Source organism: Acidobacteriota bacterium (genome assembly GCA_016195325.1).
In the GTDB taxonomy this organism is placed as follows: Bacteria; Acidobacteriota; Polarisedimenticolia; order JACPZX01; family JACPZX01; genus JACPZX01.
The window spans coordinates 40,899-58,666 of the sequence record JACPZX010000046.1; the positions used below are offsets into that span (position 1 = coordinate 40,899).

The window sequence follows — 17,768 nt, forward strand, 5'->3', positions numbered from 1 at the left end:
ACATGAATTTCAGGCTCGATGGAGGAGGGAAGTCGCGCCCGGGAACCGATTTCCCGGTGTGCCGTAGAAGGCCCATGAACCGACGACTCCACCGATCCACCACCGAGAAGAAGATCGCAGGCGTCTGCGGCGGCCTCGCTGAATACTTCGACGTCGACCCGGTCTTCGTGCGCCTCGCCGCGATCGTTCCGCTCTTCCTCGGAGTTCCCACCCCCCTCATCTACCTCGTGTGCTGGGTGGCCCTGCCGCAGGCCCCCGCGGGGGGCGCCACCCCTCCCGGCGTCCTCGACGTGACTCCGGAGCGGCAGCGGGTCGACGGAGCGGCGCTGGCCGGCGTCGCCATCCTCTGCACCGGGGTCGTCCTCCTCCTGCTCAATACCGGCGTCCTCGATTGGGCGCTCTTCAAGTGGTGGCGGTGGCGGTACCTGATGCCAGTGATGCTGATCCTGGTGGGACTTCTGATCCTGGCGCAGGCGGTGGCCACGCACCGGGGTCGTCACGGAAACGGAGGGGCGTGACGTGGCCCAGAACCCGACGGCGCCCGCCCCGCCCGACCTGCTTCGTCAACGACGTCGCGTCTACAAGGGGATCTCCTGGGGCGTGTTCCTGGTCGTCACCGGCGCGATCCTGCTCATGAACACGACGGGAAGACTTTCCTGGGGAGTGTGGGCCGATCTGCTCAGGTTCTGGCCGGTGCTGCTGATCTCGATGGGCGTGAGACTCACATTTTCGAGTACGCGCCTCCATCCGCTCGCGCTCCTCGGCCCCATCCTGGTCATCTCGACGGCGGCGTGGATCGTGGCGGGGTACGGCCCCGCGCATCGCGCACTGGACGACGACGGGACCGCCCGGACCGAGACGATCGTGTGCGACGGACCGCGGGCGGGCGGCCCCTCCATCCTCGATCTCGACTTCGCGGCGGGGAGGTTGCGCGTGAAGGGCGCCGAGTCGTCGACGGCGCCGGATCCGAACGCGGCGCCCTCGCCCGCCGTCTCCCGGCCGGCTGCGCTCACCGGCGAGCTGCGAACGTGGGGCGAGGCGGTCCGGTGGGACTGCTCGGATGGCGAGCTCACGGTGAGCCGTCGCGGAGATTTCGGCTCGTTCCACGTCTACGGTCCGTTCGCGTACGCCGACTCCCGGTGGGAGGCCAGGCTTCGCGCGGTCGGGCGCGTGCGCCTCAGGGCCAACCTGGCGGCGACGAACGCCGATCTTGATCTGCGCGCGTTCGATCTCGAGCGCGCCGACATCCACCTGGCGGCTTCGGATCTCGCGCTGCGCCTCGCGGCGCCGAAGCAGTTGGTGACGGTTCGCATCAACGGGGCCGTCAGTCACGTGACCGTGGACGTTCCGGCCGGCGTCTGCGTGAGCGTGTCGCGGGACTGGGCCCTCGATGTCCTCGACTTCGAGGGACGGCGATCCGGCCGCGGGCGGCACCGGTCGTCGGCATCCGAGGCGTGCGACGGCTTGGCGCCGGACGCGCCGCAGTATGAGCTCAGGTACAACCTGCCCCTCTCGGCCGTGGCGGTGGAAGCCGCCGCCGGCGACTGACGCACCGCGCCGGCCCTGAAATTCCCAGCCGGGCCGGTTACGATAGGCGGATGTCCACGCGCCGCAGGGCTCTCGCTCTCAATCTGATCCTCGCGCTCGGCTCCCTCCTCTTCACCGCCGTCGTCGCCGAAATCGCACTGAGGGTGTTCCCGCCTCCGTCCCTCGACAAGCGTGCCATCCTGAGCGAGGTAGGACGCATGGTCCCGCCCTACCTGATGCTTCCCGATCCGGAGATCGGCTGGGTGCTCGCGCCGAATTTCCGGGGCGAAGGCCACGGGCCGGGCTGGAAGGTCACGCTCGCCACGAATTCTCTCGGCCTGCGGGACCGCGAGTACGCCGCCGAGGACACGGCGGATCACGTCGTGGTGGTCGGCGACTCCTACACCTTCGGCTTCGGCGTCGAGGCCGAGGAGACGTTTCCGAAAGTCGCGGAGGAGGAGCTGAGGGCGACCCCGCTCGCCGGAATGGAAGTCGTCAACGCGGGCGTCAGCGGCTATGGCCCGTTCGAAGAGGCCGCGTTCCTCCGCCGCGTGGTTCCGAAGTTTCGCCCGCGCGCCGTCGTGCAGGCTTTCTTCGAAGGAAACGACGTGAGGAACGCCATCGAGTACCCGCTGAGGTTCAAGATGGGCCCCGAGGGGTACCTGCACCGCGAGGGGTGGGATCCCTTCGCCACGCCTCTGTCGTACCTCGCGACGTACGCCGCGATGAAGGGACGCAACGTCGGTGAGAAGCTCGCGACGCGGCGAGGCATCGAGCTGTCGCACCAGGCGATTCTCGACGCGAGACGGTACGCGGAGCAGTCCGGGGCCCGCTACCTCCTGCTTCTCCTCCCCGACGTCCGCTCGGAGCGGGCGGGTCGCTCCTGGGCGCTGCGCGCCTACGACGCGGCGCTCGGGAGCGGCGGCGACATCAACGCCGGCATGGAGTCGTTCGCGCGGGACCACGGCGTCGACGTCCTGAACCTCTCCGCTCTCTTCGACTCAGCTCCGGACGCACCGCCGCTCCGGTTCAGCTGGGACGGGCACTTCACGCGGGACGGCCACCGGCTCGCCGGCAGGGAGCTCGCCAGGCGGCTGCAATCCCTTCTCGCCGCGTCCGCAGCCGGAGCTCCAGGGTGAGCCGGGACGATCTCCTCGCCGCGCTCGGCCGCCTCGTCGTCAAGTACCGGACGCTGGCCGAGCTTCGCGAGGCGCGCGAGCGGGCGGAGGCGGACGGGCACAGGGAGTTCGGCGGCCCGGAGATCGACCGCCGGACGCTCGAGTTCCGCCGCATCGCGAAGGAGTTTCCCGGCTCGCTGCGCGAGCTCGACGGAAGCGGCGCCCGGCGACTGCGAGCGAAGGAGTCGGCGGTTCGGGAGGTCGTCGAACGGTCGCGTTCCACGTCGGGGTCGCCAGCTCCTGCCGCGTGGATGTCGGTCGTGCTCGACTACCACCGGCTCCTGCGGGAGTCGCTCGCGATCAAGGCATGGCTCGCCTCCCGCGTTCCGCGGGGCGAGAGCGTCGGAGCGGCCACGGTCGAGGAGTACCTGGAGGATCGGCGCGCGCGCCGGCTCGAGCCCATGTCGCTCCTGGACGCCGCGGCGTGGCTCGAGAGTCACCGGCGCCCGCCCGGCGGACGTCTGCACAACCTCGTGTTCCGCGCTCTCGAGGAGGCGCACGGGCTCACGCGCCATGCCATCGAGCGCGCGATCTTCGGGCCGATCGCCGGCAACGCGGAGGAACGCTAGGGTTTCTTGGGGTGAGCCGGCGGCGGTTCCTGCGGGGCCGTCGGACCGGGAACGGGCCTCACGGGGGCGACGCTCTGAGACTTCGCCGCTTCGACGGGCAGATCGGATCGCCCGCTCCATTCGAGCCACGATCCGAGGTAGACCGCTCCCGTCCCGAGGCCCGCCACCTCCATCGAGAAGAGCAGATGCGTGGCACGACGCCCGTCGAGACAATAGACGACCGCCTGAGAGTCCTTCGTGATCCCGGACTTCGTCAGCCACGATTGCAGCGCCGGCGCGCTCCTGAACACGCGGAAGTCATCCTTCACGTCGAAAGCGCCGTCCCAGTTCACGTTGATCGCGCCGGGAACGTGCCCGCCGCGCCGGAATTTCAGGACCGTGCCGTCGTACTCGCCGGCCGATCGTGCGTCGACTACGAGTCCCGCCGGGTGAGTCTTCTTCCAATCCCGCACGGCTTCGGCGGTCGCCACGCGCTCGGGACGGGGTTTGGGAGTGAAGACGGCGTCCCGGTGGAATGGATAGTCGGATGTCATGGCCCGCCCCTCCGTCCGCCACTTGTCGTATCCGCCGTCCAGCAGGCTGACATCGTCGAATCCGTAGTAGCCGAGCGCCCACCACAGGCGGGTCGCCAACTTCCCCCCGATGTCGTCGACGGCAATGACGTGCACTCCGGCGCCGATCCCGACGGACTCCATGAGCGTCTTGAACTCGGCGGCCGGGAGAGGGGCCGCCGCCGCGCCGTCCCTCCGAACCATCTGACCCTCGTCGAGCCAGTAGGCGCCCGGGATATGGCCCTGGTCGAAGATCTCGCGCGGCCGGACATCGACGATGAGGATCTCGGGCCGGATGATGTTGTCGTCGAGCCACTTCGTCGAGACGATCCGATCCCCGGTGGAGCCGGGCGCCGGGGGCGCCTCCGCGGCGCCGGGCGAGGAGGCCCCCAGCACCGCCAGCAAGGCCGCGATCACCGTGTATCTCATCGAACTCTCCCTGTCGCGCTACGGGCGGCGCGGCGAAGCTGCCGCCGCCGTCCGGCGCGCCGTCGATGGTCCGCTGACACGGACGTCCCCTGCCGCGGCGGCAACGTTCAGCTTGCCGAATCCCCAAGCGCCGTTCGGGGTGGCCCCCGTGAATGTGTCGACCGAGGCGTTGTCCGTCAGCACATCGTGAATCGTCGCGTTGTCCATGGCGGGATTGATCCCGAGCAGCAGCGCGACGGCCCCCGCGACGTGCGGGGCCGACATGCTCGTCCCCTCGAGAATCATGTGCTTGCCGTCCTCGACGGTGCGAAGGCGTCCTTCGGATCCGGCCCCCGTCGTGATGGTCCGTGACTTGGTGGACGCGATTCCCATTCCCGGGGCCGCGATGTCGGGCTTGAAGCGCCCGTCACGGGTCGGGCCCGTGCTGCTGAACGGCGCGATGTCGAACTGCACGAAACTCGGGTCCTGGTAGCCGATCGGTTTCCCGACGATGTTGGTCCACGAGAGCTTCGTGAGGTAGGCGCCGACGGTGATCCCGCGCTTCGACGTGCCGGGGATGGAGACGGTGCTGCCCGGGGAAGGGGAGTCCCAGCCCCAGGTGCAGATTCCCTTCGTCGCGTCGGCGATCCATGAGTCGTAGCGCCCGCCGCCCGGGATGCTCGTTCCCGTGATCGAGACGGTCCACTTGCCGCCCGCCGGCAGGACGCCCCCTGAATCGTCGACCCCGAAGATGCATTCGTGGTCCCCGTTGACCGAGTAGGGCGTCCCCGGGCAGTCGACGAATATCGTGCCGAACGGCGTGTCGGTCTCGGCGCTGTTCGGGTCGTTGCCGGTGCTGTTCTGGAAAAAGGTCTGGCCGTTCGGGGCGGCGACTCTCACCGTGACGGAGTCCGATCCCTTGTACCAGAAATCGGCGAAGAACTCGTCATTCCCCCGGCCCGACAGCGCGCCGCACTGGCGTCCGCCGCTGACGACCGGAATCGTGAAGCTGTGCTGCGTGGGAGTGTTCAGCATCGCGTTGCCGGTGACGTAGATGCCGTCCTGCTCCGAGTTCCCGGCGGACTTCACGAAGACGCGGACGATTCCGTTGGCGTCGCCGTCGTCGGTCAGCGTGTCCATCGCGATCTCGTCGGGGTCGGACCCGTCGTGCGCCCCGAACTGATGCCCGAAGCTCATGTTGACGACCAGCGGGGGATTCCCGAGCCGCTGCTGCTCCTCGATGAGGAACTGGAGCGCCTCGGTCACGTCGCCAACCTGGCTTCCGGATCGGTCGAAGAGCTTGACGCCGATCAGATCGGCCCCGGGAGCCATCCCGACATAGCGCCCTCCCGGAAACCCCTTGCCCGTTCCCAGCCCGTTCCCCGCGGCGGTCCCGAGCGTGTGCGTCCCGTGTCCCGAGGTGCCGGGTGGATCGACGTAGCTGAGCGGCGCCTGGCCCCGCAGGAATCTGTCGATCTGTGTGTCCGGGAAGTAGCAGCCATTCGTGTGACCCGGCGGCGGGGTACCGCGGCAGGTCGAATCGAGATTGAAGAGCGACTTGAACCTCGTGGCGCCGGTGACGCTCCGGAAGTCCGCGTGCTTCACGTCGTGACCGGTGTCGATGCTGGCGACGAGCACCCCGGCTCCGGTGGATCCGAACGGACCGTTCGGATCCCTGACCATCACGGCCCCCGTCTCTGGGACGCTGACGTCGAGCTCGAGCTTCATGCGCCGCGCGACATCGAGCGAGACGACACCCGGGAGGGCGGCGAGCGACGCGGCGGAAGCCAGGGGCGCCGTGAACGACACGACGCGGCCGACGTGCCCGCGAACCTCCGCACCCGCGGCCACGAGAGCCGCGACCTCGTCGGCGCCGCCCGTCCGCAGAATCGCCTTGAGAGTGGCGACCGGGCCGTCGGCGGTCGGGGAGACCATCAACCTCGGGGACGCCGCAACCGACTCGCCCGCGCCACCGGACGTCGCCGAGGCACGGGCTCTCTCTCTCGATGCGCGCGCCATCGCGAGCCTCAGGGCCCCCGCGATCCTCGGATGAGCCGCGTCGCCCGCGGCGAGAGCCTCCGGAGACGGCGCTGCCGTCACCCGCGCGAGCGCTACGCCGAAAATGAGGGGCGCTGCGATGAGGGAGAGCGCGATCGAGGCTTGCGCGCCGCGACCGCCTCGTTCATGCGTCATGAAAACCTCCAGATCGTGTCGCCGGCGGGCGCCTCCCCCGTCGACGCGGGAACTCTCAAGGATGGGATCAGACTACCTGCGCGTGCCTCCGGGCACAAGGCCGGCGGCGCGCGCGACTCCGTCGCGGTAGGCGAGCCACAGATCGAGGGAGCGGTCCATCGCGCCGATCACCTCCGCGCGGGCCTCCTTTCCCCGAGCCTGGCTTTCGACGATGCGCCAGGCGGCCTCCCGATGGCCGTTCTCGACGCGGGCGTGGGCTCGCTTGAGGGTGAGAGCCCGCGCCGAGAGTCCATGGTGCCTTGCGAGAGGATCGTGGCGGGCGTCGAACCGTTCTGCGGCGCGGCGTCCCGACAGGGCCTCGCGATCCTTGACGCTTCCCTCCACGAAAATCGTGATGACCGCCGCGGCGACGACCCAGTTTCCTCGCGTCGTCACCCGATCGAGCATGCGGCGATAGCGTGCGGCGGCCGGGAGCAGCGTGGCGGTCCGGAATCGAGCGGCCCGGAACCCCAAACCCTGCATCATCTGGATGAAGAGCTCGGGATGTGGCGCTGTTCCGCTCAACCTCCCGGTCTCCTCCTCGAAGAGGTTTTCGGCGAGGAGCCGTCGTGCGATCGCGTCGGGGCAGGCACCGTGCACGCGACCGAGGAAACGTGGGAAATCCCGGACATAGGTCAGGAATTCCTGCTGGTAGTGCACGAAAAGTTGGGGTCGAGTGGCATCGGGTCCGGAGAAGTGCGGCCACGCCCAATGGTTCTTCCGGTCCATGATGCTGAGGAGAATCTCACGGAAACTCATAGGACAGAGTAAGTTACCTCTCGAGCCGCGCGTCTGCAAGTTGGTTCGGAAAGATCGCTTTACGCTTTTCCCGCGGCGACGAATCGTTGACATAGAGGTCGCCATGGGATAGAGTAAGTCCTTAGTTTTGAAGCCTATCGGATTCGGGTCGCTGACTCATCCGCCGTAGGAGGTTGCGTGGATTTCAAAGTTGGTGACAAGGTCGTCTACCCGAACCACGGGGTAGGGGTCATCGAGGAAGTTCTCAGGACCCAGGCCGGTGGGATCGACCAGGCGTTTTTCAGGCTCAAGATCGTGGCCAACGGGAGCACGGTGCTGATCCCGACGGCCAACACGAGTCAGGTCGGTCTTCGGAAGGTGCTGACGCGCAAGGACGTCGACAAGGTTTTCAAGGTCTTGCGCAACGGCAACATCGACATCACGTCCGACTGGAAGGGCCGTTTCCAGGAACACTCCGACAAGATGCGATCGGGGGATATCTACGAGGTCGCAGCGGTCCTCAAGAGCCTGACCCTCCTCAGCAAGAGCAAGAACCTCTCGTACCGCGAGCGGAAGATGCTCGACAAGTCGAAGTATCTTGTCGTGAGCGAGATCGCCTCGGTATCGAACATGCAGGAGAACGAGGTCGAGCAGCGCGTCGACCGCGCCGTCGCCGTCTCGATCAAGAAGCCACGGGATCACTGACTCCCGGGAGTCTCTCCGGCAGGCCCAGCCGGGCCCGCAGGACCAGCAGGCATTGAAGAGCCGGGGATCGCCCCGGCTTCTTCGTTTCAGGCGCCATGACCACCATCATCGATCTCGCGGTCCTCCCGTTTCTCGTCGTCCTGGCGGGTTTCTTCGCTGTCGCCGAGACATCGCTGTTTAGCCTGCGGCCGTGGCGTCTCGATCGAATCGTGCGGGAGCATCCGCAGGCCGGCGAGACCATCGTCAGGCTTCTGGCCGAGCCGATGAGGCTTCTGGTGACGCTCGTCGTCGGCGCGGAGCTCTCCTCCATCGCGTTCGGTAACCTGATCGCGATGATACGACGCGACTCCTTCGGCGACATGGGAGAAATCGGCGTCATCCTCGCCGTGGCGCTCACGAGCTCGATTCTGCTCCTCGGCGGGGAGATCATCCCCAAGGCCCTTGCCGCGAGCTACCCCGAGCGGACCGCGCTGACGATCGCCGCGCCCCTCGCTGCCGTCGCCCGCGCCCTCTCCCCGCTCTCGATGCCCCTCGCGGTGCTCGCTTCGAGGATGCCGGCGGCTTCCCGGTCGATGGAGGACGAGCCGCTCTCCGAGGGCGACTTCAGGGTGATGATCGAGATGGGGATGAAGGAAGGCGTACTCGACGCGCGTGAAATCGAGATGATAGGCGCCGTCTTCCGCCTGGGGGACACCCCCGTGCGCGCGGTGATGGTGCCGCGCACCGACATCTCGGCTCTCCCCGCGTCGGCGTCGATCGCCGAGGCGCTCTCCCACGTCCGCAAGGCGCGCCACTCGCGTGTGCCGATCTACGAACGCGATCTCGATCACATCGTGGGCGTCCTCTACGCGAAGGATCTGCTCGCGGCGATGGACCCGGCGGCGTCGGCTGATTCCATCCGCGCTCTGCTCCGCCCGCCGTTCTTCGTTCCGGAGTCGATGCGGGGTCGCCATCTGGTGCGCGAGTTCCAGGCGCGGAGACTGCATCTCGCGGTCGTCGTCGACGAGTACGGCGGCACCCAGGGAATCGTGAGCCTGGAGGATCTCCTCGAGGAAATCGTCGGCGATTTCGCCGACGATTTCGATCGGCCGTTGATCGAGCACCGGCGGATGAGGCGGGGCGTCGACTGGGCGCGCGGCTCGATGCCGTTCACCGAGTTCAAGAGGAAGCTGCGCGCGCGCGCGCGCGGCGGACCGTATGACACGCTGGGAGGCTACGTCCTGAAGCTGCTGGGCCGAGTTCCGGTGGACGGCGATCGCGTGTCGGACGGGCAGTTCGTGTTCACCGTCCTCCGAATGCGGTCGCGCCGGATCCTGGAGCTGGCGATCGAGCGATCGGAACCGGGCGAAAAAAAAGGCCCGGAGTCTCCTCCGGGCCCTGATACTGCATGAAACCGGACAGACTTCGGAAGGTCCTTCCCTCTTGAACGCCCATCCCCATTAATGAAGCGCCCAAGAACCTTCCGGGTCTGTCGAGGCCCTATATACGCCGACCTTCACGCATGGTCAAGAAAAAAGCCTTGTCTGGCTTGGTTCTTCGATTACGTTAGCGCTGGAACCCTTTGTGGATAACGCTTTCCTGATTCCGATGGTCGAGGAGCTGCGGGCGTCGCTGATCGGCGCGACCCTCGGTGACGTCGTCCAGATCGATTCGCGGCGTTTCGCCCTCAGGTTTTCCGTTCCTCCGTTTCATCGGCTCTGCATCGCAGCGCACGCCGATCTCGCCGCGATCTACCTCGCCCCGCGCGTCGCCGCGCCGAAGGAGCCGACCGAGCTCGCCGCGGTCCTTTCGGATCGCCTCGACGGCGCGGCGGTGACGGCGATTCGCAAGATCCACGAGGAGCGCATCGTGGAGGTCGACCTCGCGGACGCAGGGGGCGTCGCCTATACGCTCCTCGTCGAGCTCCTGGGAAAGACGGCCGGGATGCTCCTGCTCGATGCCGATCGGCGCATCGTGAGGAGCACGCACACCGCGGCCTCCCAGCTGCGGCGCAACGCGGAGGGGTCGATCTACCGGCCCCCGGAGGCGAGGGGCCAGGATCCGGCGCGCCCGGTCGGAAGCCGCCTTCTAGGGCGCGAGCTGGACGCCAGGGTGGGATCCGGCGAGTCCCCGGAGGCCGCGGCCGCCTCGCTCGCCGCGCGGATGGCCGGCGCCGCGTGGGCCCCCTGCCTTTACTCCCGGAGGCCGCTCGAGGAGCTCGCCGAGGCGGACGAGCTGCCGGGCGAGAGCTTCTTCCTCGCGCCGTTTCCGCTCTCCCTGGGCGCCGGGCTCGCCCGTGCCGATTTCGCCCGCGCCTCCGACGCGGCGCGCGCCTGGGTCGATCGCCTCGCGGCCCATCTGGCGTTCCGCGATCTCAGGACCGCGCTGTCGCTTCTCATCCGGGGCGAGCTCGAAAAGGCGACGCGGCTCGCGTCCACGCTTGCGCGGGAGGGGGCCGCAGCCGCCGACGCGGACAGCGTGGGGAAGCGCGGTGAGCTGCTGCTCGCGTCGCTCGCCACCGCGAGGCGCGACGGGGCCGAGGTCGAGCTGGTCGATTACTTCGATCCCGGCATGCCGCGGGTCCGGATCGCCATCGATCCGAGCCTCGACCTCCGCGAGAACGCGGACGCGCTCTTTCGCCGCGCGAAGAAGCTCAAGCGCGCCTCCGCCACGATCGCGGCGCGCCTCGCCGACACGCGCCGTCGCGCCGAGGCGCTCAGGGCGGCGTCCACGCGCCTCATGGGCGCGGTGTCGACCGGGGAGCTGTCCGAGCTCGAGGTCGCTCTGAGCACGTCCGGGCTCGTGAAGGTCGTCCGCGCTCGCGAGCGCCGCGAGTCGGGCCGGCGACCGTCGTTCGTCCGCGTCCGTGAGTTCCGCACGGGCGACGGCCGCGTGATACTCGTCGGCCGCACCGCCGCGGAGAACGACATGCTCACGTTCAAGATCGCGTCGCCGCACGACTACTGGTTCCACGCGGCGGGGCGCGCGGGCGCGCACGTCATCCTCAGGAACCCGGGACGCTCGAAGCAGGTCCCCGAATCGGCTCTGATCCAGGCGGCGGCGATCGCCGCGTGGTTCAGCAAGGGGGCGCGGGACGGCGACATCGACGTTCACTACTGCCAGCGCAAGGAGGTGCGGAAGGGGAAGGGAATGCCCGCGGGCATGGTGACGCTCCGGAACCACCGCACGATGCGCGTCCTCCCGGCGTTGCCAGCGGGGATGGATCCGGAGGAGACCGGGTAGCCTGCGGTTCGTTGACCCTCGGAAAACGGCTGTAGTACAGTGCCCGCGGTCGTGAATTCACCAGCGGACGGGGAGGAGAGGCGCTGCTTCCCGCCGCCCACCGCACGGCGACGAGGCATGGATGTGGTCACGCACGATCAGGCTCTCCGCGTCGATCCTGCTCCCCGCCGTCTTCCTCTATCTCTTCTTCCGAAGCATTGACCTCGCCAAGCTCGGCGAGTCGCTCCGAAACGTGGGGGCGGGGTGGTGGCTCCTCATCCTTGCCGCGGGGATTCAGGTCGTCCACTGCCTCCTCCGCGCGGCCCGCTGGCGGATCCTGCTCGGCCCCCTGAAGAAAGACGTCGGCTACTACAACCTCATCTCCACCATCTCCATCGGGTACCTGGTCACGATGCTCCTGCCGGGACGGCTCGGCGAGGTGCTGCGCCCGGTCCTCCTCGCCGGCCGCGAGAACATCAGCAAGGGCGGCGCGATCGCGACGATTCTCCTGGAGCGGCTGATGGACGCGCTGACCGTCGCGTCGCTCTTCGCGATCTACCTCATCTTCTTCCTCGGCCCCGAAGGGGGGATGGGTCGCGAGGCCGCGGCGGGGATGAGCGTCGGCTGGGGAGTCGCGATGGGGCTCTTCATCGTGCTCGCGTTCCCGCTGCTCTACGCGGTGGTCCACTTCCGGGGGCGGGTCGCCTCGCTCCTCGAGCGCGTCGTGAGCCCCGCCTCGCGGGCCGGCGCGACGGTCCACAAGATCTTCCACACCGTCGTCGACGGCTTCGAGGTGATCAAGGGGGGGCGCGCGCTCATCGCGGCCTGGTCGTACTCGTACCTGATCTGGCTTGTGATCGCGTTCTCGATCTGGTTCTCGGTGAAGGCGTTCGGCATCGACATCCCGCTCTCCGGCTCGCTGCTGATGCTCGGGGCGCTCACGTTCGGCATCGCGATCCCCACGCAGGGCGGCGTCGGGACGTACGAATGGTTCGGCCAGCAGGCCCTCTCCCGGTTCTTCGGCGTCGATCCGTCCGCCGCGGCCGCCGCGATTCTCGTGATGCACGTCTTCGCGGTCGGCCCCGTCATCATCATGGGCTTCGCGTTCCTCTGGAAGGAAGGCCTGAGCTTCTCGGGGATCACGGCCGGCGTGCGCTCGGGGAGCGGCTCTCTCGCCGGCGCCCCCGCGCCGCGCCCTGAGGTCCCGTCCATCCCCTCGCCGCAGCCGGTGGAGGCGGGAGCGTCGCGCGGCCGATCCGCCGCGCGGAGCGACACATGAAATGCCCCTTCTGCGGCCACCTGCAGGACAAGGTGGTCGATTCCCGCGAGGGGAAGGAGGGGTTGACGATCCGGAGGCGCCGCCAGTGCCTCAAGTGCAATCGGCGGTTCACGTCGTACGAGCGCATCGACGAGCCCAACCTGAGGCTGGTGAAGAAGGACGGGCGCCGCGAGGCGTTCGACCGCGAGAAGCTGATGGCGGGCCTGCACACGTCCTGCAAGAAGCGCCCGGTGGCGGTCAAGGATCTCGAGGACATCTGCAACGAGGTCGAGGCACGGCTGCAGGAGAGCCCCGACAAGGAGCTGCCGACGACCAAGGTCGGCGCGTTCGTCATGCAGAGGCTGAAGGAGCTGGACAAGGTGGCGTATGTCCGGTTCGCGTCGGTCTACCGCCAGTTCGAGGACGTCACGGATTTCCTCGACGAGCTCAAGACGCTCATGGAGCTCAAGAAGGTCGACGACGCCGCCGAGAAAGAGAAAGAGAAGGAAGGGGCGCGCGGCGACGGCTGACGCGCGGCGCCTTGCGCGCCCGCCGGGTGGCCACCATACTTCGCCGCACGCAGGCCCCGTCTCGATTCCGGGAGGCTCCACATGGATGGGAACTTCGGCCACTTCCTCGAGCTCGCGCGCATCCAGAGCGAGGTCAACAAGCTCTTCGACGTCCTGCTCGAGACGCGCGGGGCCGAGGGCGACGGCGCGCAGCGATGGCTTCCCAACGTCGACATCTGCGAGACCGAGGATCGCCTGGTCGTGAAGTGCGAGGTGCCGGGGGTCTGCCTCGACAACTTGCGCCTCGTGGCGCAGGGGGACGCGCTCGTGATCTCCGGCGACAAGGCGCCCACGCGCCCCGAGGCGCGCGCGAAGTTTCACTGCATGGAGCGCGCGTACGGCGCGTTCCGCCGCGTGGTGCATCTCCCGCAGCAGGTCAACACGCGCGGCGCCGAGGCTTCGCTGAACCACGGGGTGCTGGTCGTGCTCTTCCCCAAGGTGTCGAACCGCCGGGGCGAGGAAGTCGTGATCAAGATCCAGGAGGAGACTGCCGGTGCCGCCTGAGACCATGAAGCCCGAGGAAAACGTCAAGATTCCGGATCGCCTGCCGGTCCTCCCCCTCCGGGGACTCGTCGTCTACCCGTTCATCATCATGCCGTTGTCGGTCAGCCGGCAGCGCTCGATCGCGGCGGTCGACCACGCCCTCGCGGGGAACCGCATGGTCCTGCTGCTCGCCCAGCGCGACAAGGACGAGGACGATCCGAAGTCGAAGGATCACTACAAGACGGGCACCGTCGGCGTCATCATGCGGATGCTCAAGCTTCCCGACAACCGCGTCCGCGTCCTCGTCCAGGGGGTGGCGCGCGCGAAGGTCCAGGAGTTCGTCGACGGCAAGACCTTCGCCGAGGCCGTGATCACGCGCGTCGACGAGTCCCACGCGGGATCGGCGGGGCTCGAGCAGGAAGCGCTGATGCGGGCCGTGAAGCGCTCGCTCGAGAAGAGCGTCAACCTCGGGAAGGCGATCTCCTCCGAGGTGATGGTCGTCGCGACCAACCTCGAGTCGCCGGGCCGCCTCGCCGACCTCGTCGCGTCGAACCTCGATCTCAAGATCGAGGACGCGCAGGACGTGCTCGAGACGGTCGATCCCGCCAAGCGACTCCGCAAGGTCCACGATCTCCTCAACAAGGAGGCGGAGCTGCTGCAGATGCAGCAGGAGATCAACACGCACACCCGCGAGGAGATCGACAAGTCGCAGAAGGAGTACTTCCTCAGGCAGCAGATGAAGGCGATCCAGCAGGAGCTCGGCGAGGGAAACGAGCTCGCCGAGGAGATCGAGGCGCTCCGGACGAAGGCGCGCAAGGCGAAGATGCCGGAGAAGGTCGCCGAGGAGTTCGACCGGCAGCTCGGCAAGCTCGAGAGGATGCATCCCGACGCGGCCGAGACGGCGACGCTCCGCAACTACCTCGACTGGATGGTCGAGGTCCCGTGGAGCAAGGAGACCAAGGACAACCTCGACATCCGGAAGGCGCATTCCATACTCGACGACGACCACTTCGGCCTCGACAAGGTCAAGGACCGCATCCTCGAGTACCTGAGCGTGCGGAAGCTCAAGAAGAAGATGAAGGGGCCCATCCTCTGCTTCGTCGGGCCACCGGGGGTCGGCAAGACGTCGCTCGGCCGATCGATCGCCAGGGCGCTCGGGCGAACCTTCGTGCGCATCTCGCTCGGCGGCGTCCGGGACGAGGCGGAGGTCCGCGGTCACCGGCGCACGTACGTCGGCGCGATGCCCGGCCGGATCATCCAGGGGATGCACCAGGCCGGCGTCACGAACCCCGTGTTCATGCTCGACGAGGTCGACAAGCTCGGAGCGGACTACCGCGGCGATCCGTCCTCGGCCCTCCTCGAGGTGCTCGACCCCGAGCAGAACTTCTCGTTCCGCGATCACTACCTCGGAGTGCCGTACGATCTGAGCAACGTGATGTTCATCGCGACGGCGAACCTGCTCGACCCGATCCACCCCGCCTTCCGCGATCGGATGGAGATCATCCAGCTCTCGGGGTACACCGAGGAGGAGAAGCTCGAGATCTGCCGCCGGCACCTCGTGCCGAAGCAGGTGAAGGAGAACGGCCTGAGGCCGGCGCTCGTCGAGTTCGCGGACGAAGGGGTGCGCCGGATCATCGGCGGATACACGCGCGAGGCCGGGCTCCGCAACCTGGAGCGCGAGATCGCCTCCGTCTGCCGGAAGGTGGCGCGCGGCGTCGCGGAAGGGGACTCGAAGAAGGTTCGCATCAACCCGGCGCTGGTCGAGAAGTACCTGGGCGCGCCGCAGGTCCTCCCCGAGGAGAGCCTCAAGGAGGATCGCGTCGGCGTCGCCACCGGCCTCGCCTGGACGCCGAGCGGCGGAGACATCCTCTTCATCGAGGCGGGGATCATGCCCGGGCGCGGGTCGCTGACTCTCACGGGCCAGCTCGGAGACGTCATGAAGGAGTCGGCCCAGGCGGCGCTCACGTACGCGAGGGCGCGCGCCGAATCGCTCGGTATCTCGGCGAAATTCTTCGCGACCCACGACATCCACGTGCACGTTCCGGAGGGGGCCATTCCCAAGGACGGCCCGTCGGCGGGGATCACGATGGCCACGTCGATGATCTCGGCGTTCACCGGCCGGCCGGTGCGGCGCAACGTCGCGATGACCGGAGAGATCACGCTGCGCGGGAACGTCCTGCCGATCGGCGGCGTGAAGGAGAAGATCCTCGCGGCGCGCCGCGCGGGGATCACGACGGTGATCATGCCCGAGCTGAACCGGAGAAACCTCGAAGATCTGCCCGAGTACGTCGTGAAGGGGATGAAGTTCGTCTTCGTCGGCGACGTCGTCGAGGTCTTCCGCGTCGCGCTCACCGACGCGAAGCCGGGCGGCCGCTCCTCGCGGGGGGGCGTGGGGCGCCCCGTGCGGGGCTCGGGACGCGCCCGCCGCCCCGCGCGGCCGGCGGCGGCCCTCGGCAGCCGGAGCACCAGAACGGATCCGCGCGCCGCCCGATCCTGACCCGCGGGTATACTCCGCCCCGCCGCCGAGGCACGGCGCGATCCCCGCGCCGTCGACACGAGGCGGCGCGGGAGGTGGAGTGGATCTATCGAGGCTCGGCGAGGCCGGCTTCGTCGACGCGCTCGTCCGCAGGCACCGCCGCGCGTTCCTCCCGCCGCCCCACGGCCCCGGCGACGATGCCGCGGTGCTCGGGCGCTCCCTCGTCACGACCGACGCCCTCATAGAGGACGTCCACTTCCGCGCGACCGAGCCGCCCTTCCTCATCGGGCGCAAGTCCCTCGCCGTGAATCTGAGCGACATCGCGGCCATGGGCGGCAGGCCCGAGGCCTTCGTCGTCGCGCTCGGCCTTCCCTCCGGCCTGCCCGCGCGCTTCCTCCGCGCTCTCGTCGATGGGCTCGCCGACGGTGCGGCCGAGGCCGGCGTCCGTTGGATCGGAGGCGACACGGTGCGCTCCCCCCGCGGCGTCGTGATCGCGATCACGGCGATCGGAAGGCGCGGGAGGAGGATCCTGACGCGCCAGGGAGCGAGGCCCGGCGATGGCGTCTACGTGTCCGGGCCGCTCGGCGCCTCGGCCGCCGGGCGGCTGCTGCTCGAGGCGGGCTTCTCGTGGAATCCGGCGGGGGCCGCCGGGCCGCCGGGGCGGCGGATCGATCCCGCGGCGCGCCGGGAGGCGGCGGAGCTGCTCCGCGCGCACCTCGATCCCAGGCCGCGACTGGCGGCCGGGTGGTTTCTCGCGTCGAAGGGCGTCGCCTCGGCCGCGACGGATCTGAGCGACGGCCTCTCCGTCGATCTCCGCCGGCTGTGCCACGCGAGCGGGGTCGGCGCGAGGATCGAGCGCGAGGCGATTCCCGTCTCCCAGGCGACCCGGGCGTGGGCGAGACGGCGCCGGCGCGACGCGCTCGATCTGGCCCTGCACGGCGGGGAGGACTACGAGCTCCTCTTCACGGTGCCGAGGAGGCGGGAGCCGCTCCTCGCCCGTTGGCCGAAAGACTCCGGGGCGGGCCCACTGCTCATCGGCAGAATCACCGCGCGGCGCCAAGGGCTCCGCATCGCCCGCCCCGACGGCCGCACCGAGCCGATCCCGCCCCTGGGATACGACCCCTTCCGCCCGGGGCGTCGCGTTGACACCCCCTAAGTCACTGCATAAATTGAGGATTTCTTGAGTTCGACACGGGGTCGAAGATCGCCTAGACGGCGCGGGCGCGAGGTTCGTATGAGGTGTGCACGCCGAACGATCTCCTCGCGGCGCGGGTATTCGGGATGAGCGACGAGAGAGCGCTCATCCGCCGCGTGAAGCAGCGGGACGAAGGCGCGCTCGCCGAGCTGATCGAGCTCAAGCGCCAGAGAGTCTTCCGGATCGCCCTCAACATCGTCGGGAGCGAGGATGACGCGAAGGACATCTCACAGCTCGCGTTCGTCAGGCTCTGGGGATCCATCCAGCATTTCGACGAATCGGGCCGCTTCGACCCCTGGTTCTTCAGGATCGTCGTCAACCTCAGTCTCGACCACTACCGCCGAGTCCGCCGCGGCCACGAGATCACGGGCGCGGATCTCGACGCCATCCAGGGAGAGCCGCTCCCGGGCGCGATGCCCACGGTGCAGGACGCCGCGATCCACCGGGCCGACGTCCGCCGCGTATGGTCCGAGGCCGCTCGAAGGCTCTCCGCGGCCCAGCGCGCGGTCTTCTCCCTGCGCGAGATCGAGGGGATGCCTGCGGAGGAGATCGCGCGGATCATGGGGATCCGCGCCTCGACCGTCCGGAACCACCTGCTCCAGGCGCGGCGCGTCCTCCAGGAGTATCTCCGCCGGCGGTATCCGGAGATCGCCCGCGGGCGCTGAGCCGGGCCCGCGC

Annotated in this window: 16 protein-coding genes; 13 read left to right on the forward strand and 3 right to left on the reverse strand. The window is 68.7% G+C overall.

Features of this window, described 5'->3' with window-relative positions; all coding sequences use genetic code 11:
• Positions 1 to 74 precede the first annotated feature (74 nt).
• The 4 genes from HY049_09345 to HY049_09360 are packed head-to-tail and all read left to right on the forward strand — an operon-like array spanning position 75 to position 3,274.
• A complete protein-coding gene (locus HY049_09345; protein MBI3449106.1) occupies positions 75 to 518 on the forward strand; it encodes a PspC domain-containing protein in 444 nt (147 codons plus the stop codon).
• A 1-nt stretch (position 519) separates the two neighbouring features.
• Positions 520 to 1,548: a hypothetical protein gene (locus HY049_09350; protein ID MBI3449107.1), complete on the forward strand. Its 1,029-nt coding sequence runs from the start codon at positions 520 to 522 to the stop codon at positions 1,546 to 1,548.
• A gap of 50 nt (positions 1,549 to 1,598) precedes the next feature.
• The gene (locus HY049_09355) at positions 1,599 to 2,666 is read left to right on the forward strand and encodes an SGNH/GDSL hydrolase family protein (protein MBI3449108.1); all 1,068 of its coding nucleotides are present in this window, start codon (positions 1,599 to 1,601) and stop codon (positions 2,664 to 2,666) included.
• On the forward strand, positions 2,663 to 3,274 hold the full coding sequence (locus tag HY049_09360; GenBank protein MBI3449109.1) for a hypothetical protein: 612 nt from the start codon (positions 2,663 to 2,665) through the stop codon (positions 3,272 to 3,274). Before HY049_09355 ends, HY049_09360 begins: the two co-directional genes overlap by 4 nt.
• On the opposite strand, the gene HY049_09365 is transcribed toward HY049_09360, so the two are convergent.
• From HY049_09365 to HY049_09375, 3 genes are all read right to left on the reverse strand, one after another.
• Positions 3,271 to 4,254, reverse strand: coding sequence for a sulfurtransferase (locus tag HY049_09365; protein ID MBI3449110.1), 984 nt, complete (start codon positions 4,252 to 4,254; stop codon positions 3,271 to 3,273). The genes HY049_09360 and HY049_09365 overlap by 4 nt on opposite strands.
• Before the next feature lie 18 nt (positions 4,255 to 4,272).
• Positions 4,273 to 6,426, reverse strand: coding sequence for a S8 family serine peptidase (locus tag HY049_09370; protein ID MBI3449111.1), 2,154 nt, complete (start codon positions 6,424 to 6,426; stop codon positions 4,273 to 4,275).
• A 72-nt stretch (positions 6,427 to 6,498) separates the two neighbouring features.
• Positions 6,499 to 7,224 carry an iron-containing redox enzyme family protein gene (locus tag HY049_09375; GenBank protein MBI3449112.1) on the reverse strand — a complete coding sequence of 242 codons (726 nt, stop codon included), beginning with the start codon at positions 7,222 to 7,224 and terminating at the stop codon, positions 6,499 to 6,501.
• Positions 7,225 to 7,401: 177 nt separating this feature from the next.
• On the opposite strand from HY049_09375, the gene HY049_09380 reads away from it, so the two are divergent.
• From HY049_09380 to HY049_09420, 9 genes are all read left to right on the forward strand, one after another.
• On the forward strand, positions 7,402 to 7,908 hold the full coding sequence (locus tag HY049_09380) for a CarD family transcriptional regulator (protein MBI3449113.1): 507 nt from the start codon (positions 7,402 to 7,404) through the stop codon (positions 7,906 to 7,908).
• Between the two features lie 95 nt (positions 7,909 to 8,003).
• Positions 8,004 to 9,299, forward strand: coding sequence for an HlyC/CorC family transporter (locus HY049_09385; protein MBI3449114.1), 1,296 nt, complete (start codon positions 8,004 to 8,006; stop codon positions 9,297 to 9,299).
• Positions 9,300 to 9,471: 172 nt separating this feature from the next.
• Positions 9,472 to 11,130, forward strand: a complete 1,659-nt coding sequence (locus HY049_09390; protein ID MBI3449115.1) for a DUF814 domain-containing protein — start codon at positions 9,472 to 9,474, stop codon at positions 11,128 to 11,130.
• Between the two features lie 121 nt (positions 11,131 to 11,251).
• Positions 11,252 to 12,388: a flippase-like domain-containing protein gene (locus HY049_09395; GenBank protein ID MBI3449116.1), complete on the forward strand. Its 1,137-nt coding sequence runs from the start codon at positions 11,252 to 11,254 to the stop codon at positions 12,386 to 12,388.
• Complete coding sequence (gene nrdR, locus HY049_09400; protein ID MBI3449117.1) at positions 12,385 to 12,897, forward strand: transcriptional repressor NrdR; 513 nt, start codon at positions 12,385 to 12,387, stop codon at positions 12,895 to 12,897. Before HY049_09395 ends, nrdR begins: the two co-directional genes overlap by 4 nt.
• An 81-nt stretch (positions 12,898 to 12,978) precedes the next feature.
• Positions 12,979 to 13,440, forward strand: a complete 462-nt coding sequence (locus HY049_09405) for an Hsp20/alpha crystallin family protein (GenBank protein MBI3449118.1) — start codon at positions 12,979 to 12,981, stop codon at positions 13,438 to 13,440.
• Between the two features lie 4 nt (positions 13,441 to 13,444).
• On the forward strand, positions 13,445 to 15,916 hold the full coding sequence (lon, locus tag HY049_09410; GenBank protein ID MBI3449119.1) for an endopeptidase La: 2,472 nt from the start codon (positions 13,445 to 13,447) through the stop codon (positions 15,914 to 15,916).
• 79 nt (positions 15,917 to 15,995) lie between these two features.
• Positions 15,996 to 17,051: a thiamine-phosphate kinase gene (gene thiL, locus HY049_09415; GenBank protein ID MBI3449120.1), complete on the forward strand. Its 1,056-nt coding sequence runs from the start codon at positions 15,996 to 15,998 to the stop codon at positions 17,049 to 17,051.
• A 125-nt stretch (positions 17,052 to 17,176) separates the two neighbouring features.
• Positions 17,177 to 17,755, forward strand: a complete 579-nt coding sequence (locus tag HY049_09420; protein ID MBI3449121.1) for an RNA polymerase sigma factor — start codon at positions 17,177 to 17,179, stop codon at positions 17,753 to 17,755.
• The last annotated feature ends 13 nt before the right edge of the window (positions 17,756 to 17,768 follow it).

Excerpts from the sequence above, each read along its gene's own strand:
- HY049_09355 (MBI3449108.1), top strand. The coding sequence starts at position 1,599 with ATGTCCACGCGCCGCAGGGCTCTCGCTCTCAATCTGATCCTCGCGCTC.
- nrdR (MBI3449117.1), top strand. The coding sequence starts at position 12,385 with ATGAAATGCCCCTTCTGCGGCCACCTGCAGGACAAGGTGGTCGATTCC.
- HY049_09420 (MBI3449121.1), top strand. The coding sequence starts at position 17,177 with ATGAGCGACGAGAGAGCGCTCATCCGCCGCGTGAAGCAGCGGGACGAA.
- HY049_09370 (MBI3449111.1), bottom strand. The coding sequence starts at position 6,426 with ATGACGCATGAACGAGGCGGTCGCGGCGCGCAAGCCTCGATCGCGCTC.
- HY049_09375 (MBI3449112.1), bottom strand. The coding sequence starts at position 7,224 with ATGAGTTTCCGTGAGATTCTCCTCAGCATCATGGACCGGAAGAACCAT.
- HY049_09365 (MBI3449110.1), bottom strand. The coding sequence starts at position 4,254 with ATGAGATACACGGTGATCGCGGCCTTGCTGGCGGTGCTGGGGGCCTCC.
- HY049_09345 (MBI3449106.1), top strand. The coding sequence starts at position 75 with ATGAACCGACGACTCCACCGATCCACCACCGAGAAGAAGATCGCAGGC.
- HY049_09405 (MBI3449118.1), top strand. The coding sequence starts at position 12,979 with ATGGATGGGAACTTCGGCCACTTCCTCGAGCTCGCGCGCATCCAGAGC.
- HY049_09385 (MBI3449114.1), top strand. The coding sequence starts at position 8,004 with ATGACCACCATCATCGATCTCGCGGTCCTCCCGTTTCTCGTCGTCCTG.
- lon (MBI3449119.1), top strand. The coding sequence starts at position 13,445 with ATGAAGCCCGAGGAAAACGTCAAGATTCCGGATCGCCTGCCGGTCCTC.
- HY049_09395 (MBI3449116.1), top strand. The coding sequence starts at position 11,252 with ATGTGGTCACGCACGATCAGGCTCTCCGCGTCGATCCTGCTCCCCGCC.